The sequence below is a fragment of the Halorientalis brevis genome (genome assembly GCF_023077655.1).
Genome location: NZ_JALLGV010000005.1, coordinates 385,723 through 406,754, shown reverse-complemented (window position 1 = coordinate 406,754; position 21,032 = coordinate 385,723). Strand labels below are relative to the sequence as shown.

The window sequence follows — 21,032 nt, the reverse complement described above, 5'->3', positions numbered from 1 at the left end:
GCGCTTAAATCCCTGCATTCCTCCCCCACGTCGCCGCTATACTCCGCGACGCCGCCACTCTGGCCTTCCGCACGGCTCTTGTCCGTTACGCAGCTTCTATTCCGAGATCGTGTGTGATAATTTGACCCACGCCATCGATTCAAGAATGACATCACGACACATGCTGACATGCAACAATACCGCCTTCTCAGGCTGCCTATCTTCATTTTTGCACACACGTTTGCCGGAGAGTGTTGCGGGTCGATACTGGTTCGTCTCGTGGGTCGCTCGACCTCTCTCAGCTCTCGATCACATCTCGTCTTTCAGTTCCTCGTAGCTCGGGAGCGACCGCACGTCCCCCGACCGGTTGTACGCCGCTATGGCACTGTTGAGATTGGATTGCCGGTCCCCCGAATTGTGGTTTCGCCCGGCTCGACAGCTTTCGATCAGGTCGTCGGTCCCGCGTTTGAGCGCGCCCGCCGCGCCTCTGAGATCGCCGATCTGGTCCCCGAGCGAGTTCGGTTTCTTCACGCTACGGAGGTTCGTGGCCGAAATCTCGAATCCGTTGAGTGACGAGAGCAGTTCCCGCTGGGCATTGCGGAAGCTCTTCCCGACGTACAGGTCGACCCCGCCGGCGAACTGTTCGACGCCTCGCCTGAAGCGGTTCATCGGATCGTGGACCTCCTCGAACCCCGTGATTTCGGCGGAAAACTGCTCGACCTTGCTGCTGTAACTCGCGCTCGAGATTCCTTCCAACCGCGCGAAGTCGGACGCCGCCGTCTCCCTCGTGAACGTCTCTAACGTATCGGACGCCTGCGATCGTTTGAGTTCGAGTTTGCTCAGCGCGCTTCTCGCCGTGTGGAACTCCTCGTCGAAGATGCCGGTGAAGGCCCGGTCGAACTGCTCGTAGGCTTCGATTACGGCGACCTGACAGGCGACGAGTCTGTCGACTGCTTTCCCGGCAGTCCGCAGCGTCGTCACCGTCTGGTCGTCGACGTCGGGCGACTGTTTTGCCTCGTCGAGGGCGGTGTTCGCCTTCGAGATCTTCGCACGAACTTCCTTGGCATCGAACGCGGTCGTCGACGCGTCGACTTCCAGCACCGAACTGGCCCCGTCCACGGTAGCGTACGCGTCGAGGCTTTCGTTCAGGTACTGCGTTGCCGTCTCGAGCCGTTCTGCCCCCGTCGGCGTCGGTTCTGGCGTCTGTGTGCCCTCTGGATCGTCTCTGGGCTGCTCGCGTCGTTCCGTCTTCGTCTCGGTTTCCGTCTCGATGTTGATCTCGACCGAACTGTCCTCGACGGCCGCGTCGTCGCTGGCCGTCTCCGTCGCGACGGATTTTGGCTTGCGGTCGTTCCGGGCGAACCGCGTGCTATTTATGTTCGATCCGCCCTGGCCGCACCCGGCGGTGACGGTTGCTCCCACGAGTGCCAGTAGTCGGCGTCTAGATAGCCTGTGGTCAGTCATACCCCACTCCCCAGTGAGTATCGTATCAGGCTATTTTGATGACGCCCGTCATAATGGTTCCGGCACTGTCACCTCACGGTCCGTGGCGAGTCTGACAGACTGGACACCGTGGAAAGCCGAGTGCACTGTACTCGATCTCCGTCGAGCGTTCGCTCGCGCCGCAGTACGCACACCGGAAGTACGAGATCGAGCCGTCTCCGGTCGGTTCCCCACCACCAACTTGTGTATCGGTCGTTTGCATACTACGTCCCCGTATCCCACGAGAAGGTGCCTATCAGCTTAGTTAATGTGCCGATAAAATATGGTACGCTCACGTGTCCAGATCGTAGTCGGGATCTACTCTGCCGTTTGACCGTTCGGGGACCTGCGGTTAGCGGACCTGCGAGAGCCGTCGCTCGCGGTTCGTCTTGTAAACGAGATACCCCCCGCTGACGATGCCACCGAGGATAGCCAACATGACGAAGATAGACGAGCCGAACACCGTCACCCACCCTGCTACCGTCGGCGTGTAGCGGTACGCGAGGTTCAACACGAGGAAGACGGCCCCGAACCCGCCCAACGCGTATCCCAGCGTGAGTGGCTGGGGCCGCCAGACGAACAGGGCTCCGATCGCGCCGAGGATCAGCCCGAAGACGACGAGCGACTGGGAGCGACGGGTCTCCGACTGCATCACGCGCGGCGGCGTGAACGTCTCGATCGTGTAGTTCGTGCCGTTGTACTCGACCCGGTAGACTGAGCCGACGACGATGCCGCTCGTCGCGTTCGTTCTGGGTGCGACCCTGAACTCCGGCGGACGCTTTTCGTCTCCCTGGAACGTCGTCGTGTTGTTCGACGCAGCGTGCACAGTGCGGAAGAGTTCCTGGGCACGCGGCGAGAGTTGCTCGTACGTGTAGTTGGCGGTCGCTGTCCGGTTCTCGCTCTCGCCGAGGGTCACCGTACTCCGCGTCGCGGAGTAGTCGTAGACCAATCGGAGCGTGTAGTTCGTGCCGTTGTACGCGACTCTGTACCGCGATCGAGCCACGTCCCGGGTGTCGTTCGACGGTCTCGCGAACGTAAACTCCGGCGGGCGCGCCTCGTCGCCGCGGAACCGCGTCGAATTGTCCGGTGATTCGATCGCCTTCCGGACGACGTCCTGTGCGCGGGGCGAGAGTTCCTCGTACGTGTAGTTGGCAGTCGGAGTCCGGTCGTAGTAGTTCCCGACCTGGACCTCGTTGATCTCGTCTGGATGCTGAAAGATGTAGAGTGGATTCGCGACGAGCAGCGCTGCCAGGACGAGCAAGGCTCCCCCCAGAACCCGGTGATCATTCATCTCGTCAGGAAGAATTTCCGGCAAGCAGACGTAAACCTTTCGTGAAAACTACAGGCTTTTCGCTCGTTGCCAGACGACGATTTCTGTCGGGAGAGGCGTCCAAACGCCATTTTTCCAGTAGCAGGTCACCGTCACGTCAATGGCCCTGAGTGTCGATGCAAAGGGTTTAAATATAGCTGTGCTTTTTCTATATAAGAACGATGGTTCGTCCGAGTCGTCAGCGGGAGCGCGAGCAGGAACGAGCTGAAGAAGAAGAGAAAGGGGAGGATCAGGAGGTACGAAACTGTCCCGAATGTAATTCCGATAACCTGGTATCAAGCGCTGACGGTGGTGAAATCGTCTGTGATGACTGTGGCCTCGTCATCGAGGAAGAGAACATCGATCGGGGTCCCGAGTGGCGTGCGTTCAATCACAGCGAGCGTCAGAGCAAGTCGCGCGTCGGCGCACCGACGACACAGACGATGCACGACAAGGGGCTCACGACCCAGATCGACTGGAAGGACAAAGACGCCTACGGCCAGTCCCTGTCGTCGGAAAAGCGCAGTCAGATGCATCGACTCCGGAAGTGGCAGGAGCGGATCCGCACCAAAGACGCCGGCGAGCGCAACCTCCAGTTCGCGCTCTCCGAGATCGACCGGATGGCGTCCGCACTGGGCGTCCCGCGGTCTGTCCGCGAGGTCGCGTCGGTGATCTATCGCCGGGCGCTCAACGAGGACCTCATCCGCGGTCGCTCCATCGAGGGCGTCGCCACGAGCTGTCTGTACGCCGCCTGTCGCCAGGAAGGCATCCCGCGCAGCCTCGAAGAGGTCTCAGACGTCTCGCGCGTCGAGCAAAAGGAGATCGGCCGCACGTACCGCTACGTCGCCCAGGAGCTCAGCCTCAAGATGGAGCCGGTCGACCCCAAGCAGTACGTCCCGCGGTTCGCCTCCGACCTCGGACTCTCGGAAGAAGTCCAGTCGAAGGCGAACGAGATCATCGACGAGACGGCTGAGAAGGGGCTGCTCTCCGGGAAGTCCCCGACGGGCTACGCCGCGGCGGCCATCTACGCCGCCTCGCTGCTCTGCAACGAGAAGAAGACCCAGCGCGAAGTCGCTGACGTCGCGCAGGTGACCGAAGTCACCATTCGGAACCGCTACCAGGAACAGATCGAAGCCATCGGCGTCCGGTAACCCCCGGACTGTTTTCGCGGTCAGTCACCCACGGAAGCGCCAGCTGCCGCGTCGTCGGCCACCGCCAGCGTCGCCGCGATGGCCTGACCGTGCAGCGCGATGAGACCGAAGCCGACCTTGGCGACCACGTCGATGTAGGAGATGACGAGCGACTGGGTCTCCAGGTCCATGAGACCGACACCGCTCGGGGCGAGGACCCAGATGACGGGATACATCATCCACAGCACCGCGATGAAGTTGAGGAGCTTCCGGTAGAGCTCGGAGACGCTATCTGACCGGCGCTCCTGCACGCGTGCGTAGATCGGCCGATAGAGCAGCTGGAGCACTCGCACGAACGCCAGCCCGCCGGCGAGGAACAGCACCCACTTCAACGGCGGTGCCAGGTACGCACCGAGGAGACCCAGTGCGATGGTGAGCCCCTGCCAGACGGCGAGTTCGCCGAGTTGCCGCCGTCCCACCTCGGCCAGCAGTCCGAGGTAGACGACGTGCAGCGGCGTCGTCAGCAGCCAGTCGATGTACCGGGCGAGGTACACCGTGTGACCGTCGACCGCTTTGATCGTCCCGACGCCGACCGACATGAGCGCGTACGCCACTGCCGCGATGACGCCGACGACGATGAGGTGACTGCTCTCGCGATACTTCTCTCGGGGGACGTAGCGCATGGCCCACGCCATCGCCAGCGTCCCGAGGATCATTCCGACCGTGCCCAGTTGGAACCAGGTAGTGATGTTCGTCATTGTTAGTCGTCAGTAGTGGTCGTTCGCGCCTGTTCGGTCCCCGCTGCGTGCATCGCCTCGGCGTCGAACCGTTCGAGCAGGTTGGTGAGCTCTCTCGCACGCGCTCGAAGCGCCTCGGCGTTCTCGGAGACTTCCGTGATGGAGTCGGTCTGTTCGTCGGCGGCGTCCGCGACCGTGTTCGCCTCTGCGGAGGTCTGCTGACTGATCGCCGTCAGGTGGTCGATCACCTCCATCACCTCCTGGGCCGTCCGGGCCTGTTCTGCGGTCGCGTCGTCGATCTCCTGGATGGCCGTGTCCAACTCCTCGGTGTACTCGACGATGGTCTCCAGCGACTCGACCGTGTTCTCGACGGTCGCGACGCCGTCGGTGATGCGTTCCTGGGTCGTCTCCATCGTCGCCACCGTGTCACCGGCTTGGGCCTGCACGCGTTCGATCCGGCTCTCGATGTCGACGGCCGCCTCTTTGGTCTCTTCTGCGAGTTGCTTGACCTCGTCTGCGACGACGGCGAACCCGCTGCCGGCCTCGCCAGCGCGCGCCGCTTCGATGGAGGCGTTCAGCGCGAGCATGTTCGTCTGCTCGACGATGTCGGTGATGACCGAGACGATGTCGCCGATCTCGCTCAACTCCTCGTCGAGGCGGTTGATCTCACGGACCGTCGCGTCGGTTTCTTCCTCGATCGCGTTCATCCCCTCGATGGCGTCCTGGGCGGCCTCACGTCCCGTCTCACCCACCTGTGCTGCCTGGTGGGACGTGTCCGCGACCTCCTGGGCGGAGGAGGCGACTTCCTCGGCCGTCGCGGAGAGGTTCTCCATCTCTCCGGCGGCGTCCTGGAGCTCGTCGCTCTGTTCGGCGGCGCCGTCGTAGATTTCCCGGATCGACTGTCGCACCCGCTGGCTCGCCTCGTCGACCGTCTCGGCGCTGGCGCCGACCGCCTCGCTCGATTCGAGGACGTTCTCGGCGAACTCCTGGGTGTTCGCGATGGTCGCTTCGAGATCGGCGATCGCGTCGTTGATCGCCTGGGCGATGTCGGCCATCGCCTCGTTTTCGACGTTCGGGTCGGCGCGGGCGGTCAGATCGCCGTCTGCGACGGCCCCGAGCACGTCACCGTACTCCTGGGCTTTCTGCTGGAGTTGTTCGTTCATCTCGCGCGCCTCCTCGCGCTCGCGCTCGGCTTCCTGCTGGGCCTGTTCGGCCTCCTCCCGTGCGGACTCGGCGCTCTCGCGGGCGTCCTCTGCCTCCTGGATCTTCGAGCGCAGCGACGTGCGCATCCGGTCGAACGACTCGTAGAGCGAGCCGATCTCGTCGTCACGCGTCGACGTGAGGTCGACGGACAGGTCACCGCTGGCCATCGCCTCGGCGCGGTCCGAGAGGCGGCGCAGCGAGATCGCCGTCCCGCTGCCGATGGTCACGCCGATGAGGCCCAGGTTGATGACCGCGAGCAGGATGAGGCCGATGAGGTCGGAGTTGATCTGCTGACCCAGCGCGAACGCCTGCGCCCGCTCGGTCGTGACGATGACGTGCCAGTCGAGCGCGTCCATGCGGGCGACGCCTTCGACCCGAGCACCCTGCTCGCGGAACTGGCTCTCGCCGGGCGTGACGGACGGAACGTCGCTCCCGTACTGCGTGCCGACGACGCTCTGATTCGGGTGCGTGACGACCGATCCGTCCCCGTCGACGACGACGGTTTCGGCCCCCTCGACGGAACTCTGGAGCCGCTGGGTGTGCGCGGTGAGGTCGATCATGTAGACGATCGCTCGGTTCTCCTGCCCCGGAACCGGACTCAACACGGAGATCACGCGGTGGTCGGCAATGGGCACGCGGAACGGTTCGGTGACGGCCACGTCGGCAGGGCCGTCGAACGTGGGCGGGTTCCTGGCGAACGCCGCGCCCTGTTCTGCGGTGTCGACGTCGACGAAGCGCTCGTTCGAGGACGCCTCGATCGTCATCGACGAGGTGTTGAGGTAGTGGATCGCGACGACGTCCTGTGGCACTCTGTCGGACTCGACCATCGACGACAGTCGGCCACTGATCTCGGTCGGGTCCTCCGTCTGATACACGGAGAGGTCCGAGGTGGACTGCGTTTCCCGTTGGACCGCAGCCATCCACGTGTCCAGCTGCGCTGCACGCGTCTCTGACACCGTCTGGAGTTCCCCCTCGACGTCGTCCTGAAGGCTCGCCTGTGTCTGTTGACTGATGACGACACCGGAGGCGACGACGACGAGTATCGCCAGCGCCAGGGCGAATCCCAACCGTGCGGTGTACCGGCTTCGCACGGATTCTGGCAGCAGAGACAGTCTGTCGCGAGTCATGCGGGAGGGGTAGGACTACCCTTTGTAAAGCGTTCCCCAGCGATTTTCAGGGATGATAAACTTCGTGTCAACGGACTCTAACTCGCTACCGACGCCGAGCCCGCGAGAACATCTCACTTCATTCTGACGGGTCTGCGTTGCGATGTACTGACCGACAGTCTCCTCACCGGATTCAGTGCCTGAGTCCAACACAACGGTCTTAACGGGGGAGTGTCAACGATATTTGAACGCAGTGAAACATGGCAGCTGGATCAGACGACGAGTCGGGCTCGGTGCCGGTCCTCCGGGAGCTACTGTCTGATCCGTCGTCGGGACGCGAGAAGCTGCCCCAGTTGTTCGATCTCCTTGACGCCGCTGATCCGTCGGTGCGGGTGCAGGGCGCGTGGGCCGTCTGTCTCGTCGTCGAAGCCTGTCCGGACGCCGTCGACGCAGTCGCCAGGCGGCTCGCTACTCGGCTGGCCGGTGAGGAGAGTGACCGCGACGGGCAGTTCGAGGCCGAACTGGCCTTTGCGTACCTCCGGCATCGGTTCGAGGACAACGTGACCGAGACGCTGGAGACCGCCGCGAAAGAGTCAGCAGTCGAGGAGTTCCGGGAACACACGCAGGAGGATGCGGCCGGTTTCGCGCGGAGCGACTACGTCGGTCGCAGCAACGTGTTGTCTCGCGACGTGGGCCGAACGAAGATCCCCGAGCGAGACGAAAGCGACCCTCGGAACGTGTATCAGAACCGGCAGAACGACGCCGAGGAACCCGAAGGGATGAAAGACATCTCGGAGCTGCTGGACACGCAGGTGGGGGACCTGGACGAACAGCAGCGCTCGGCGGCCCAAGAGCGGCGCCAGCGGGATTCGGAACTCGAACGAGCGGCGTCGGATGCCGCCATCGAGGACGTCACCGCAGAGAGTCGCTTCGACGAACTCACCATCGTCGCACCGGGGATCGACGGGCGATACACGACGGTCTTCCGAACCAGAGCCGTCCACGGCAACTCGGAGGAGGGGATCGCGATCAACCTGTTTCGGGTCCCGGACGAGAACACCGAGCAGTTCGCCGCCGACGTGGCGACGAAACTCGAAAACTGGGCGGCCATCGCGGACAACGACGCCGTCGTCACGCTGTACGACTGGGCGATCGAGCCGTCGCCCTGGATGGCGACCGACTACACGGTCCAGACGCTGTACGACAAGATCGACATGAGTCTGGACGAGGCCCTCCGTGACGCGGTGCGACTGGCCAGCACGATTTCCTATGCCCACCAGCGAGGGGTCGTCCACGCGGGGATCGATCCGTACAACGTCGTGTACGCGGGCGGGTTCATGCGTCAACGCGACCGACTGCTCGTGAAGAACTTCGGGTTGATGGACGTGATGCGGCAGTACTTCGAACCGTCGACGTTACTGGATCCCCGTTACGCCGCACCCGAGTACTACGACCGGAGCTACGGCGAGATCGACAACGCGACCGACATCTACCATCTCGGGGCGGTCATCTACAAACTCCTGACGGGTCGGCCGCCGTTCGAGGGCAACTACAGCGAGGTCCGGACGGCGGTGCTGAGTTCTGCACCGCCCGTCCCGTCGGACCTGAATCCGGAAATCCCGGACGCACTCGACGACGTCATCAGAAAAGCAATGGCAAAACAGAAGCTGACTCGCTACGAGACTGTCACACAGCTGGTAACCGATCTCGAACGGGTGACTGACGAGTAATATGGTCGTACAGCCGCTCCAATCGGTGTTCGCCTCCGAACCGAACCTCGCGTTCATCTTCTTCATCGCGTTCAGTCTCATGCTGGCGCTCGGCGTTCGCTTCGGACTGTACGCGTACTGGAACATGCAAGCGACCGATCTGAACTCCCAGGCGGTGCTCTGGGAGTTCCTGCTGTTCGTGGGCTCGACCGCTGCGCTGTACGGCCTTCTGGGCGTGCTCGAGGCCGCGACGGCCGTCACCCAGATGTCAGTCGTCGCGACCCCGTATCGCGACGGCGTGTTTCTCGCGTTCCTGCTCCTGCTCGCGTTGACGATGCGCGAAATCTACGACAACGACGCGCTGACAAACGCGCCGGGCGATTCGGACGGAGGGTTCGAACACCGACGATCGGTCGAGATGGGCTTTGCCGTCGTCGTGGCTGGCTCCGTGTTCGGGAGCGGGATCGTCGGCAACCACGTCGTCCTCACGGCCATCGAGGGCGTGGCCGCCACCGTGTTCGCGTCCTACGGACTCATGTACGGTCGCGAACAGCTCAGCCGCTCGTCGGTCCAGGGAACGATGATCGACTCCCTCCTTCGCCACCTGTTGCCCGTCGTGGCGTTCGGGCTGCTCGTTCTCGTCGTCGACCTCACGATGCTCGTCGGCCTGAACGTCGTGATCGTTCGGCACATCCAGGTCGTCTTCGTCATCATGACTGCCACGACGCTGATGTCGGCGACGATCAAACTCCGGCAACACATCGCCTGGTTCTAACGCGTGGCGACGACGTCCGGGCCGAGCAGCCGTCTCCTCCTCGTAATCTTTTCCGATAACTGGCCGATGGATTTATGAGCATCCAGTTCTGACGACCTGATAGGCACAGGTTACTGTGCCACCCCCACCATCCCCCCACCCCCACCCCTTTCCTTCCTTTCGTCAGGTCGCGAGCGGCAGCGATCGGCAGTTCGAGTCGAGTCGTCAGTCCGGACAGACTTCGGGCCGGTCGACGATGACGCCGTCGACGCCGACGACGTCGAGCGCGTCGGCATCGTGACGCGAGGGGACGGTCCAGGCGTTGACGGCGATGCCGGCGTCGTGGGCACGGTCGACGAATTCGTCGACGCACAGTTGCCAGTGCGGGTGTAGTGCCGTACAGTCGAGGTCCCGTGCGACGTTCAGAATCCCCGCTTCGTCCTTTTCAGCCGAGAGATACGCGAGTCGGTCGGCGCCTGCCTCGCGGGCTTCTTCGAGGACGTCGACCGAGAACGACGAGATCAACACGTCGACGTCGGCGTCGGCGGCGGCCGCGAGTGCGTCGGCAGCCAACCCCGTCTCTTTGAGTTCCAGATTGAGTTCGCCCCCGGGCGGCACGGCGTCGAGGACTGCTTGGAGCGTCGGGACCCCTTCGCCGGAGCCGAGCACGTCGAGCGCGGCCAGCTCCCCCGCGTCGAAATCGGCGAGCGGCCCCGACTGTTCGGCGATGCGATCGACAGTCTCGTCGTGGGCGACGACGAGTTCCCCCGATCCACAGCGGCGCACGTCGACTTCCACCACGCCGACGTGATCGAAGGCGGATCGCACCGCTGCCACCGTGTTTTCCGGGTACGTCTCGGCGAACCCCCTGTGAGCGATACAGCGCACGATGTGGTATCTGCGTGGCCGGCCGAGAAAGTGTTTTTGCCCTGCCGGCTGGCCCTCCACATATGCGCGCAGTCCGCTATCACGAACACGGTGGTACTGACGTCCTGCAGGTGGACGAAATCGATCGACCGACCCCCGCTGGCGGCGACGTGCTCGTCGACGTTGCGGCTGCCGCGATCAATCCCGTCGACACGTACTTCCGGGAGGGGTCGTACGAACCGGCGACGCTCCCGATGATTCCTGGTTCGGACGTCGCGGGCACCGTCGCCGCCGTCGGTGAGGGCGTCACGGCGTTCGAGGAAGGCGACCGCGTGTTCGCAACCGGGCTGGGCAACGACCGGCAGGGGACCTGTGCGGAGTACGTCGCGGTGCCGACGGACTCGCTCGCGCGGCTCCCCGACTCGGTCGACTTCCGGACGGGCGCGGCGTCGGCGCTGGTCGGCGTCACCGCCTGGCAATCGCTGATCGCGGCGGGCGACCTCGAACCCGGCGCTCGGGCGCTCGTCCACGGTGGCAGCGGCGGGGTCGGTCACATGGCCGTCCAACTCGCCGACGCGACGGGCGCACGCGTCACGACCACTGCCTCACCGACGTACCACGACCGGCTTCGCGACCTCGGTGCCGACGACGTGTTCGATTACGGCCGCGACGACCTCGCCGACGCCATCGCAGCAGCCGGCCAGCCGGACGTCGTCCTGGACCATCGACTCGACGACTACCTCTCGCTCGACGCCGAGGTCGCCGCGTCCGGCGCGACGATCGCCGCCATCGGCAACGCCGATCTCCAGGCCTGTTTCGAGAACGTCCCGCGCTGTCGGGGGAAGGCGCTGACCGTCGAACACGTCTCCATGTTCAACACCCCCGACATGGGTGCGGTGCTCGACCGCCTCGCAGTGCTCATGGCCGACGGGAACCTCGATGCGGAGATCGCGCACACGTACGATCTCGACGGGATAGCCGAAGCTCACCGGGCGGTCCTCGAAGACAGCTACTTCGGGAAACTCGTCGTCGAACCCTGACTCTCCGGTTCCGGCCAGTGTTGTGACGCTCGATTGGTTTTTTCTTTCTTCGTGTGGAACCGAGTAACATGGCCGTCGAATTCGATTTCAGCGGGGAGACCGTCCTCGTGACGGGGGCAGGGGGCGCACTGGGTAGCGCAGTCATCGACGCGTTCGCGGCGGCGGGGGCGTCGGTCTGCGGGGCAGACGTCGTCGGGCCGGACAGCGAGGACTTCCTGGCCGACCCCGAGACGATGTGTTACCACCAGGCCGACTTCACTGACGAGGACGACGTCGAGGGCGTCGTCTCGGACGTGGTCGAGGAACACGGTGGCCTCGACTACCTGTGTAACGTCGCTGGCTCCTGGCGTGGCGGGAATCCCATCGACGAGACGCCCGTCGAGGACTTCGAGTTCATGCTCGACGTGAACCTGAAGACGATGTTCCTGGCCGCGAAACACGCGCTCCCGCACCTGCGCGACGCCGGCGGGGCCATCGTGTCTGTGTCAGCGCGCTCCTCGCTGGAAGGCGGCGAGGGCGACGGCCCGTATCGGGCGAGCAAAGCGGGCGTCCGACTGCTCACCGAGTCCATCGCCGCGGAGAACCGGGGGACGGTCAGAGCGAACGCGGTCATGCCGAGCGTCATCGACACGCCGATGAACCGGGAGATGATGCCCGACGCCGACTCCGAGACGTGGGTCGATCCCGCCGACATCGCCGAGACGATCGTGGCGCTGTGTTCCGACGCCACGAGCGTCACCAGCGGCGCCGCGATTCCGGTCTACGGTGAAGCGTGATTCGTGCGTGAAATTTGACTTATCTCGGTGTTATCTGTCCGATAATGTACGCACCTGTGCGTGAGGGGACGATAAACGTGAACTCTGCTCTTGTCGTTTCGCAGGTGTTATGATTCGAGCCCCGATACCGGTGGGGTGAGTATGTCTGACAGAGAAACCTGGGCGACGCGCGTTGGGTTCTTGGTCGCTGCCATCGGGAGTGCCGTCGGGCTCGGCAACCTCTGGCAGTTCCCGTTCAAGACCGCCAGCAACGGCGGAGCCGCGTTCGTCGTCTTCTACCTCATCGCCGTGTTGCTCATCGGCTTCCCGGCGATGCTCGCGGAGTTCGTGGTCGGTCGCAGAACGCATCGGAACGCGGTGGACGCCTTCACCGATCTGGGGCATCGCTCCTGGCGAATCATCGGTGCGCTCGGTATCTTCACCGGGTTCTGGATCCTATCGTACTACAACGTCGTCGGCGGCTGGGTCATCCGGTACATCGTCGGGAGCGCCCGCGGCGCGTACTTCGCAGACCCCGCGACCTACTTCGGGGCGGTCTCGGCCGGTCCCGAGGCAGTCCTCGCGCAGGCCCTGTTCCTGGGCATCGTCGTTGGAATCGTCGCCCTCGGTATCGAAGACGGCATCGAGAAGGCGACGAAACTGATGGTCCCCAGCATCGCGGTGCTGATGATCGCGCTCGCGATCTGGGCGACGACGCTCGACGGCGCGGGCGCGGGCTACAGCTACTTCCTCTCGCCGAACCTCGACGCGATCATGGCGAACGCCCTCGACGTCATTCCCTTCGCGGTCGGCCAGGCGTTCTTCACGCTCTCCCTGGGGATGGCGATCATGATCACCTACTCGTCGTACATCGGCGAGGACGACAACCTGCCCGTCGACGGTGGCGTCATCGTCGTCACCAACACGCTCATCGGCGTGCTCGCCGGCCTGATCGTCTTCCCGATCCTGTTTGCGAACAATATCGACCCTGCGCTGGAAGGTGGTCCGGGAGCGCTGTTCGTCGCGACCGCGTCCGGGTTCGGGTCGCTGCCGCTCGGTCGCGTCGTCGGCGTCGTGTTCTTCGGCATCGTCCTGATCGCAGCGCTCTCGTCGGCGATCAGCCTGCTCGAAGTCGTCGTCGCGTACGCCAACGACAACTACGCGATTTCCCGGCCGAAACTCGCGGCCGGCATCGGCGTCGGGCTGTTCCTGCTCGGCCTCCCGTCGGCCTTGGACACCGACTGGCTGACCTGGTTCGACACGTTCGCGTACAAACTGTTCCTGCCGCTGTCGGTGCTGTTCCTGGTCGTGTTCGTCGGCTGGGTGCTGGGCGGCGACGCGGTGGCCGAACTCCGCGAGGGTACCGGTGGGCTCGGCGCGTTCGGCCCGATCTGGCTGTGGACGCTCCGCATCGTCGTTCTCGTTGGCGTTCTGGGAACCCTGGCGCTCGGCGTCCAGACGCTGTTCCTGGGCGAGAACCCGGCGGCGTTCGCGCCCTTCTAACTCGTCTCGTCACTCTTATCGCCGTCCGGTGGAAGTTCCGATGATGACGAGAGCATCGTGGCGAAGTCGACTCGGATTCATCCTCGCTGCCGTCGGGAGCGCCGTCGGCCTCGGGAACGTCTGGCGGTTCCCCTGGCTGACGGCCGAGAACGGCGGCGGCGCGTTCCTCCTGTTGTATCTCCTCGTAATCGTCCTCGTCGGCGTGCCCGGTCTCCTGGGCGAGTTCGTGATCGGCCGGCGGAGCAACCGCAACCCCGTCGGGGCCTTCGAGCAACTCGGCGGCCGCCACTGGCGCGCGCTCGGCGGCGTCGCGCTCCTCGCGTCGGTCGTCGTCCTGTCCTTTTACTCGGTCGTCGGCGGCTGGATTCTGCGGTACACCGCCGGGAGCGTCACCGGCGCGTACTTCGGAGCCCCCCAGCAGTACTTCGCGGCCATCGACTACGGGTTCGGCGCGGTCGCGTTTCACGTGCTGTTCCTGGCGATCACGGCGGGCGTCGTCTACGCCGGCGTCGACCGCGGGATCGAACTCGCGACGAAAGTGATGGTGCCCGCGATCGTGCTCCTGCTCGGCGGGCTCGCCGCGTGGGCGGCGACGCTCCCGGGCGCCGGCGCTGCGTACGGGTTCTACCTCACGCTCGACGTGGCGTATCTCCGGGCGAACTTCCTGGACGTGTTGGCCGCGTCGGCGGGACAGGCGCTGTTCACCCTCTCGGTCGGCGCCGGCGTCATGCTGACCTACGCCTCGTACCTCGGCGAGGATCGCTCGCTCGCGGCCGACGGCACCATCATCGCCACGCTCAACACGGGCATCGGCGTGCTCGCGGGGCTGGTCATCTTCCCAGTCCTCTTTTCGCTCGGCGTCGCCCCGGGCTCGGGCGGACCGGGCGCGCTGTTCATCAGCCTCGCCGGTGCGTTCGCCGAGCTGCCGTACAGCCGGCTCGTCGGGACGGTCTTCTTCGGCGTCGTGGCGCTCGCTGCGCTGTCGTCGTCGATCAGCATCTTCGAGGTGTTGGTGGCCTATCTCGTCGACGAACACGAGGCCACCCGGTCGAACGCGACGGCCGTGGTCGCCGGACTCTTCCTCGTGACGGGGAGCGTCGCAGCGATGGTTCCCTCGCTGTTTACCCTGCTCGCGGACACGATCGCCAACCTGGCGCTCACGGCCGGCCTGCTCGGCTTCCTGCTGTTCGCCGGCTGGGTGCTCGGCAGTAAGGCGCTCGCGGAGTACGAGTCGGGCGCCGGGCCGCTGGCGCGCCTCGTCTCCGTTCCGTGGCTGTACGCCGTCGCGATCGTCCTGCCGCTGTTCCTGGCGTTCAGTCTCCTCTCGGGAATCGCCGCCGTGCTGGGCGTCACCCTCGGGTTCGAACTGCTCGCCGCCGCGGCGGTCGTCGGTGTCGCCGGCTGTATCGCGATCATTCGCGGCCCCACTGCGGTCCTGTAGGTCACTCGCCGACCGTCGCGAGCAGTTCTTCCCGGGCCGCAAGCAACGCACCGAGGTGTCCGTGTCCGTCGAATTCCGTGAGCGATGCGTGCGGGAGCGCCGACGCGAGCGCCCGGGCGCTGGCGACGTCGGTCAGGTGGTCGGCGGTGCCGTGCCAGAGTCGAACTGGTTGATGCACGTCGGTCACGTCGACCGGCCAGGGAGTCGCGATCCGCCGACAGTCCGCGACGGCACCGGCCGTCGTCTCGGCGAACGACTCGCGGAAGTCGGCTTTGACGACGGAGGCCACCTCCGCCGACACGTCGACGGGGCTCTCCTCGGCGGTGTACGTCCCGGCGATCGCGTCCGCCGACCGGCGTCCAGCGAGCGTCGCCTGGAACCTGAAGGCAGCGCCGAGGATCCGGGGGCTCCGCGTCGCGAGGAATCCCAGTACCCGGTGAATGCCGGGGCGATCCTCGACGAACGCCGGCGGTGTTTCGCCAGCGACGAGATCGACGCCGGTCACGCGCTCGGGCACGGTCGCAGCGGCCGCGAGTGCGAAGGGAGCGCCGGCCGAGAACCCTACGACTCCGACGGCATCGGCACCGACGGCAGAAAGGAGCGGGTCGAGAACCGAACTGAGGTCCGACAGGTCGAAGCGGTCCGGGAATTCGGACTGGCCGAAGCCAGGCCGATCCGGTGCGATGACTTGCACGTCCTGGCGGCGGGCGTGCTCGTCGAGCAGTTCGCCGAGCAACCGAGAGCCCGGCATCCCGTGGAAGAACACCAGCGGGTCGCCGTCCGGACTGCCGTACGTCTCGTAGACCAGTGTCGTGCCCGCCGTCGTCGTCACTGTCTTCGGCGACGACTCGGTGTCCCGGAACGGGGACGAGACCTGCGTTGCCATTGCCTGGCCGTACGTGTCGTACGTCGGTGACGATGGCCCCGATCCGTAACGGTCTTTTAAGTAGTAGGGGCGGCTGCGTCCGCTGTGAAACGAGCGTCGTTCGTCATCGATCGCGATCGGGAGGACGCCCACCCGCTCCACCGGGCAGTCATCGACACGGACGGGTTGTCGCGAGCGGCGGTCCTGCTGTGGGACGGGCGCCGGGCGACCCCGATCACGCTCTCGTGGTGTGACGCGCCGAAGTCGACGGTCGCCTCCGTCCTGGACGACCTGCCTCTCGTGAAGTCCCACGCGCTTTCGGCGGGGCGTGACGGGACGTACGCCTTCGTCTGGCAGCGGTCGTTCCAGCTCGAGCCGAGCCTCATGGCGCTCGTGAGCGACGCCGCGGCGCTGCCGATGGCGCCGGTCGTCTTCGACGCCGACGGGTCGGTCGCCATCACGCTCGTCGGCACCCACGCGGCACTGCGCGACCTGGTCGCCGAGTTCGGCGACCGGATCGACTACACGGTGACCGAACTGACAGACTACGACGGCTCTAGACCGGTCGCCGGACTCACGTCACGGCAACGCGACGCGCTGGCTGCGGCCGTCGCGGTGGGGTTCTACGACGTGCCGCGGACGGGGACGATCGCCGACGTGGCCGCCCGACTCGACTGTGCCGAGAGCACGGCGTCGGAACTCGTCAGAAAAGCGCAGGCGAGGGTAGTTCGCGCGTCGATCAGAAGAACAGCGCCGGGATCGTGTTCCGGAAGATGTTGACCGCGATGATGCCGAGCAGGCCGACGACGAACCAGTTGAAGCGTTCCTCGTCGATCTCCAGCCGACGGAGGTACGTGCCCAGGAGGAGCCCGACGACGGTCACGACGGCGATGACGCAGCCGAGCCACAGGCGGTAGGGCGTCATGAGGTCGGTCGCGGCCAGGACCGTCGTCCCACCGATGGTGACGGGCGAGTCGAGCGCCGTCATCGCGAGCATCTGGGCGATGCGGACGGTGAAGATCGTTCCCAGCACCATCGAGAGCCCGCCGATGTAGCGCTCGGCGTCGCGCTCGAACGTGTGGAAGTACGCCGGGAGCAGCGGCCCGAGGTTCGAGGCCGCGAGCAGGAACCCCTCCAGGAAGCCGGCGGTGCTCAGCGCGAGCGGGTTGTGGGCTTCCTCGACGGTCACGAAGTTCCGGATCACCTGAAAGAGGACGTACCCGAAGATGATGAGGCCGATGAGGAAGGGAACTGCCGGCCCGGCCTGGTACTGCGCCAGAAACGTGACGCCGACGACCGAGCCGACGACCGCGAGCGCGAGCAGCGTCCACTCCTCGCGGACGAACGCGAGTCCCGTGTCGGTCTCGCCGATCTGGAACATGTTGAGCATCCACGGCGGGATCGCCAGGACGACGACGGCCAGCGTCGGGTCGATGACCGTCGCGAAGATCGGCGTCGTGATGAGCGCGTAGCCGAACCCGATCATCCCCTTGACGACGCCGGCGAGCACCGCCACACCCACGAACAGCGCCAGCGTCGTCAGCCCCACGTCGGCCTGGATGCCGGCGGTAATCTGGTCGCTCCCCGGGTAGAAGACGATCGCTCCGAGCGCGACTGCGAGAGTCGCGATCGCCATCGTCACCTCTCGATACCGGAAGGCGGTCAGATGCTGTACGAACTGTCGTGCGTCGACGTGTGTTTCGTCCGTTGCCATGTGCGATCCGGGCGGTCCCCCACCCTGCCGTTGGAGAGACAAGGAACGCTCCCCGTATGGGTGACACTACTGCGGAGAAAGCTGCTCGCGTATCATGCAGCCACGCTGGCGGCGAGCGACTTGAAATCGGCTACTCGAGAGGACCTGGCGCCGGAATCGTCGTCGAAGACCGGTCACAGGTACCGGAGTCTGTTGCCGCATCCACGCTCCGTTCGGTGAGCTACCGGACGAAATACGGGTTCTCGTCGGCGACGAACCGGCCGAGATCGACTTCTCGGCGGTAATCGCTCTGCCGGAGGTGCTGAAGTGCCGAGACGAGTGCCTGCTGGTCCGCCGACGTCCAGTCCGTCGGATCCGTGATCGGATAGACCAGAAACCCGCTGCCGAGCACCTCCGTGGCGTGGAGTGAATCGAGGTCGACCGTCGGACTGCGTGCGGTGTAGTTCTCCAGCACGTATCGCGTCGGGCGTTCGCCGACCGGCAGGAGGACGTGGGCGGTGATGGCGCGCAGTTCCGCGTCGAACATCGGTTCGAGGCTGGCGTAGTCGTCGTCACTCGGCGCCGTCCCCTCGGGCGGAACGCACGCGTACAGGTACGAGAGGAAGGTTCGGTTCACAGTGGGCGGGGCGCCCGCGCGGTCGATGAGGCCGGCCGCGACCAGCGCCTCTTGCAGTCGTTCGCCCGCGGGACAGTCCGTGAACGGGACGCCGGAGTCGGCTCCACCGTGGACGCCGGGGTGATCACCGATGACGTGAAAGTGGGCGTTCGCGTCGCCGTACCCCGGAACGAACCGATCGCACGGGGGTTGCATCCCGAACGGGTTCGACGTTCTGTCGGTGACGTTTCGCACACCTGAGCCACGTCGTGAGGCGCAAAAAAGTGTTCGAGAGGCGCAATCAACCTGCGGCAATGTTTCCGTTCGCTGCCGACGTACGGCACAGTATGTCTCAACTGGTCGAATCCGAGACGAGCGACAGCCTGGTCAGCATCTGCCGGACGGCGCTCGGTGACAGCCTCCGGAGTGTCATCTACTTCACGCCCGACGACTTCGAGTTCCTGTACGTGCGACAGGACCTCGACACGGGCGAGGACGTCGAGTCCGTCAAAGCGTTCTTCGTCGACAGCGAGCGGCCGCTGTTCGAAGCCGGGCCGAAGTACACGGAACTGTCCACGGAACGTCAGGCCGAACCCGAGATCGGAGAGTACGAGTTCACGATCCGAATCTTCTCCGACGGCTACATCGTCCCGATCATCGTCGGGAACCGGGGCGTCCTCACGACGACTGACAGTCTCGATATCGACAGTTTCGAGGAGTTCGCCGTCGCGTTGCGGCGGCTGCTGACCGACCTGGACGAACCGACGAGTGACGGGTAGTCGCGAAAAGTATCAACTATTCTTGTAATTCTCCACCGAATCGATTAGTGCCAACACTTATTCGCGCAAAACCGTACATCCATCCGAGATGCCAGCCGACGACGAGGATATGGAAACGCGGCTGTCTGCTGGCGAGGTCATCGAGCCACCGACTTCGTTCGTCGAGCAGGCTAATGTCTCTCAACAGACTGTCTACGAGGAGTTCGCAACCGAGTGGCCCGAGTGCTGGGCGCGGGCTGGCGACCGGTTGGACTGGGAAACTGAGTACGAGCGCGTCCTCAACGGGGGTGATCCTCCGTACCGCTGGTTCGAAGGCGGCAGGCTCAACGCCTGCTACAACTGCCTCGACCGCCACCTCGGCGCTGGCCGGAAGAACAAGGTCGCGCTGAAGTGGGAGGGGCGGCTGGGCGAGTCGCGCTCGTACACCTACCTCGAACTGTACCGGGAAGTCAACGAGTTCGCCGCGGCACTGCGCGAACTGGGCGTCGAAGAGGACGACGTCGTCACGCTGTACATGCCGATGATCCCGGAGCTTCCCATCGCCATGCTGGCGTGTGCCCGCATCGGCGCGCCCCACTCCGTGGTGTTCGCCGGCTTCGCGGCCGACGCCCTCGCCATGCGGATGGACAGCTCCGGCTCACAGTACCTCGTCACCTGTGACGGGTACTACCGACGCGGCGCGCCCGTCCATCAGAAGAACAAGGCCGACAACGCCCGCATCAAACTGAACCACGACGTCGACGCGACGGTCGTCGTCGACCGCCTCGGCGACGACACGCCGCTCGACGCCAACGAGTACAGCTACCGCGATCTTTTGGCGGCCCACCGCGGCGCCGAGGTCGATCCGGTGCCCCGCGACGCCGACGACATGCTGTTTCTCATCTACACGTCCGGCACGACTGGCGAGCCGACGGGCGTGCGTCACACGACGGGCGGCTACCTCGCGCACGTACTCTGGACGAGCCACGCCGTCCTGGACATCAAGCCCGAGGACACCCACTGGTGCTCTGCCGACATCGGGTGGATCACCGGTCACTCCTACATCGTCTACGGCCCGCTCGCGCTCGGGACGACGACGATGCTGTACGAGGGCGCCCCGGACCACCCGGAGAAAGACCGGGTCTGGGAACTGATCGACCGCAACGCCGTCGACGTCTTCTACACCGCCCCGACGGCGATTCGGACGTTCATGAAGTGGGGCGAAGAGTACCCTCAGCAACACGACCTCTCCAGTCTGCGCCTGCTCGGGACGGTCGGAGAACCGATCAACCCGCGGGCCTGGAAGTGGTACTACAAACACATCGGCAACGAGTCCTGCCCAGTGGTCGACACGTGGTGGCAGACCGAAACCGGCGGGATGGTCGTTTCGACGGTGCCCGGCGTCGACGCCATGAAGCCCGGCTCTGCGGGCCGCCCACTGCCTGGAATCGGCGCGGAAGTCGTCGACGGCCAGGGTAACCCGGTCGAACCGGGCGAAGCCGGCTATCTGGTGCTGACGAAGCCGTGGCCCGGGATGCCACTGGCGATGGTCGAAGCGGAAGACTGGTTCGACTCGCGGCGGCCCTCTCGCCCGGCGCTCGACGATTTCGACTGGGCGTACTTCTCCGAAGACAGTGCGGCCGTCGACGAGGACGGCTACTTCACGCTGCTCGGACGCGTCGACGACGTCATCAACGTCGCTGGCCACCGGTTCGGCACGATGGAGATCGAAAGCGCCATCGCGAACGTCGAGGGCGTCGCCGAAGCCGCCGTCGTCAGCGGTCCACACGACCTGAAAGGTCAGGGCGTCTACGCCTACGTCTGTACGGCCGACGGCTACAGCGAGGCGGAACTCCGCGATCACATCGACGACGCCATCGAAACGGCGATCGGCCGCATCGCCGTACCGGACGCCGTCGTCTTCACCCCGGACCTCCCGAAGACTCGCTCGGGCAAAATCATGCGACGGCTGCTGGAATCGGTCGCTCGCGGGGAAGAACTCGGCGATATGAGCGCGCTCCGGAACCCGGAAGTCGTCGGCGAACTCGAATCTGCCGTCGAAGGCGAGAACTGAACCGAGCGGGC

General features: G+C 65.1%; 18 protein-coding genes. 10 read left to right on the top strand and 8 right to left on the bottom strand.

The features are described 5' to 3' along the window. Nucleotides 1-288: 288 nt before the first annotated feature. A complete protein-coding gene (locus MU553_RS14040; RefSeq protein ID WP_247378634.1) occupies nt 289-1,443 on the bottom strand; it encodes a hypothetical protein in 1,155 nt (384 codons plus the stop codon). Between the two features lie 370 nt (nt 1,444-1,813). After that, entirely contained in the window at nt 1,814-2,752 is a 939-nt protein-coding gene (locus MU553_RS14035; RefSeq protein WP_247378633.1) for a DUF7979 domain-containing protein, read from the bottom strand. A 200-nt stretch (nt 2,753-2,952) separates the two neighbouring features. On the opposite strand from MU553_RS14035, the gene MU553_RS14030 reads away from it, so the two are divergent. Then, a complete protein-coding gene (locus MU553_RS14030) occupies nt 2,953-3,921 on the top strand; it encodes a transcription initiation factor IIB (RefSeq protein ID WP_247378632.1) in 969 nt (322 codons plus the stop codon). Nucleotides 3,922-3,941: 20 nt separating this feature from the next. Here the strand turns inward: MU553_RS14030 and MU553_RS14025 are convergent, their stop codons facing one another. After that, on the bottom strand, nt 3,942-4,658 hold the full coding sequence (locus MU553_RS14025) for a bacteriorhodopsin (RefSeq protein ID WP_247378631.1): 717 nt from the start codon (nt 4,656-4,658) through the stop codon (nt 3,942-3,944). Between the two features lie 2 nt (nt 4,659-4,660). Continuing rightward, entirely contained in the window at nt 4,661-6,967 is a 2,307-nt protein-coding gene (locus MU553_RS14020; RefSeq protein WP_247378630.1) for a methyl-accepting chemotaxis protein, read from the bottom strand. 239 nt (nt 6,968-7,206) lie between these two features. Here MU553_RS14020 and MU553_RS14015 point away from each other — a divergent pair, with 239 nt between their 5' ends. Together MU553_RS14015 and MU553_RS14010 are read left to right on the top strand one after the other, a co-directional pair. After that, complete coding sequence (locus MU553_RS14015; protein ID WP_247378629.1) at nt 7,207-8,676, top strand: protein kinase domain-containing protein; 1,470 nt, start codon at nt 7,207-7,209, stop codon at nt 8,674-8,676. 1 nt (nt 8,677) lies between these two features. Beyond that, nucleotides 8,678-9,430, top strand: coding sequence for a hypothetical protein (locus tag MU553_RS14010; RefSeq protein WP_247378628.1), 753 nt, complete (start codon nt 8,678-8,680; stop codon nt 9,428-9,430). A gap of 204 nt (nt 9,431-9,634) precedes the next feature. On the opposite strand, the gene MU553_RS14005 is transcribed toward MU553_RS14010, so the two are convergent. Further along, nucleotides 9,635-10,297 carry a glycerophosphodiester phosphodiesterase gene (locus tag MU553_RS14005; RefSeq protein ID WP_247378627.1) on the bottom strand — a complete coding sequence of 221 codons (663 nt, stop codon included), beginning with the start codon at nt 10,295-10,297 and terminating at the stop codon, nt 9,635-9,637. Between the two features lie 62 nt (nt 10,298-10,359). On the opposite strand from MU553_RS14005, the gene MU553_RS14000 reads away from it, so the two are divergent. The 4 genes from MU553_RS14000 (at nt 10,360) to MU553_RS13985 (ending at nt 15,015) form a co-directional block, all read left to right on the top strand. Beyond that, the gene (locus tag MU553_RS14000; RefSeq protein WP_247378626.1) at nt 10,360-11,316 is read left to right on the top strand and encodes an NADPH:quinone reductase; all 957 of its coding nucleotides are present in this window, start codon (nt 10,360-10,362) and stop codon (nt 11,314-11,316) included. 68 nt (nt 11,317-11,384) lie between these two features. After that, nucleotides 11,385-12,092, top strand: a complete 708-nt coding sequence (locus MU553_RS13995) for an SDR family oxidoreductase (protein ID WP_247378625.1) — start codon at nt 11,385-11,387, stop codon at nt 12,090-12,092. Between the two features lie 141 nt (nt 12,093-12,233). Then, nucleotides 12,234-13,574, top strand: coding sequence for a sodium-dependent transporter (locus MU553_RS13990; protein WP_247378624.1), 1,341 nt, complete (start codon nt 12,234-12,236; stop codon nt 13,572-13,574). Between the two features lie 43 nt (nt 13,575-13,617). Further along, a complete protein-coding gene (locus MU553_RS13985) occupies nt 13,618-15,015 on the top strand; it encodes a sodium-dependent transporter (protein ID WP_247378623.1) in 1,398 nt (465 codons plus the stop codon). A gap of 1 nt (nt 15,016) precedes the next feature. Here the strand turns inward: MU553_RS13985 and MU553_RS13980 are convergent, their stop codons facing one another. Next, nucleotides 15,017-15,901, bottom strand: a complete 885-nt coding sequence (locus MU553_RS13980; protein ID WP_247378622.1) for an alpha/beta fold hydrolase — start codon at nt 15,899-15,901, stop codon at nt 15,017-15,019. Between the two features lie 84 nt (nt 15,902-15,985). Here MU553_RS13980 and MU553_RS23785 point away from each other — a divergent pair, with 84 nt between their 5' ends. Further along, nucleotides 15,986-16,660 carry a helix-turn-helix domain-containing protein gene (locus MU553_RS23785; protein WP_247378621.1) on the top strand — a complete coding sequence of 225 codons (675 nt, stop codon included), beginning with the start codon at nt 15,986-15,988 and terminating at the stop codon, nt 16,658-16,660. Here the strand turns inward: MU553_RS23785 and MU553_RS13970 are convergent. Continuing rightward, nucleotides 16,620-17,594: a TSUP family transporter gene (locus MU553_RS13970; RefSeq protein ID WP_247378620.1), complete on the bottom strand. Its 975-nt coding sequence runs from the start codon at nt 17,592-17,594 to the stop codon at nt 16,620-16,622. The two genes, MU553_RS23785 and MU553_RS13970, sit on opposite strands and share 41 nt — an antisense overlap. 220 nt (nt 17,595-17,814) lie before the next feature. Beyond that, nucleotides 17,815-18,444, bottom strand: coding sequence for a uracil-DNA glycosylase family protein (locus MU553_RS13965; RefSeq protein ID WP_247378619.1), 630 nt, complete (start codon nt 18,442-18,444; stop codon nt 17,815-17,817). A 92-nt stretch (nt 18,445-18,536) separates the two neighbouring features. On the opposite strand from MU553_RS13965, the gene MU553_RS13960 reads away from it, so the two are divergent. Both MU553_RS13960 and acs read left to right on the top strand, forming a co-directional pair. Further along, on the top strand, nt 18,537-18,968 hold the full coding sequence (locus MU553_RS13960; RefSeq protein ID WP_247378618.1) for a DUF7522 family protein: 432 nt from the start codon (nt 18,537-18,539) through the stop codon (nt 18,966-18,968). A gap of 88 nt (nt 18,969-19,056) precedes the next feature. Beyond that, nucleotides 19,057-21,021 (top strand): acetate--CoA ligase, encoded by a 1,965-nt coding sequence (acs, locus tag MU553_RS13955; RefSeq protein WP_247378617.1) that lies wholly within the window; start codon nt 19,057-19,059, stop codon nt 21,019-21,021. The last annotated feature ends 11 nt before the right edge of the window (nt 21,022-21,032 follow it).

What these genes read in the sequence shown, in the direction of transcription:
- MU553_RS14035 (WP_247378633.1), bottom strand. Translation starts at nt 2,752, where the DNA reads ATGAATGATCACCGGGTTCTGGGGGGAGCCTTGCTCGTCCTGGCAGCG.
- acs (WP_247378617.1), top strand. Translation starts at nt 19,057, where the DNA reads ATGCCAGCCGACGACGAGGATATGGAAACGCGGCTGTCTGCTGGCGAG.
- MU553_RS13980 (WP_247378622.1), bottom strand. Translation starts at nt 15,901, where the DNA reads ATGGCAACGCAGGTCTCGTCCCCGTTCCGGGACACCGAGTCGTCGCCG.
- MU553_RS13995 (WP_247378625.1), top strand. Translation starts at nt 11,385, where the DNA reads ATGGCCGTCGAATTCGATTTCAGCGGGGAGACCGTCCTCGTGACGGGG.
- MU553_RS14010 (WP_247378628.1), top strand. Translation starts at nt 8,678, where the DNA reads ATGGTCGTACAGCCGCTCCAATCGGTGTTCGCCTCCGAACCGAACCTC.
- MU553_RS13985 (WP_247378623.1), top strand. Translation starts at nt 13,618, where the DNA reads ATGACGAGAGCATCGTGGCGAAGTCGACTCGGATTCATCCTCGCTGCC.
- MU553_RS13970 (WP_247378620.1), bottom strand. Translation starts at nt 17,594, where the DNA reads ATGGCAACGGACGAAACACACGTCGACGCACGACAGTTCGTACAGCAT.
- MU553_RS13990 (WP_247378624.1), top strand. Translation starts at nt 12,234, where the DNA reads ATGTCTGACAGAGAAACCTGGGCGACGCGCGTTGGGTTCTTGGTCGCT.
- MU553_RS14015 (WP_247378629.1), top strand. Translation starts at nt 7,207, where the DNA reads ATGGCAGCTGGATCAGACGACGAGTCGGGCTCGGTGCCGGTCCTCCGG.
- MU553_RS13960 (WP_247378618.1), top strand. Translation starts at nt 18,537, where the DNA reads ATGTCTCAACTGGTCGAATCCGAGACGAGCGACAGCCTGGTCAGCATC.
- MU553_RS14000 (WP_247378626.1), top strand. Translation starts at nt 10,360, where the DNA reads ATGCGCGCAGTCCGCTATCACGAACACGGTGGTACTGACGTCCTGCAG.
- MU553_RS14020 (WP_247378630.1), bottom strand. Translation starts at nt 6,967, where the DNA reads ATGACTCGCGACAGACTGTCTCTGCTGCCAGAATCCGTGCGAAGCCGG.
- MU553_RS14040 (WP_247378634.1), bottom strand. Translation starts at nt 1,443, where the DNA reads ATGACTGACCACAGGCTATCTAGACGCCGACTACTGGCACTCGTGGGA.
- MU553_RS14025 (WP_247378631.1), bottom strand. Translation starts at nt 4,658, where the DNA reads ATGACGAACATCACTACCTGGTTCCAACTGGGCACGGTCGGAATGATC.
- MU553_RS14030 (WP_247378632.1), top strand. Translation starts at nt 2,953, where the DNA reads ATGGTTCGTCCGAGTCGTCAGCGGGAGCGCGAGCAGGAACGAGCTGAA.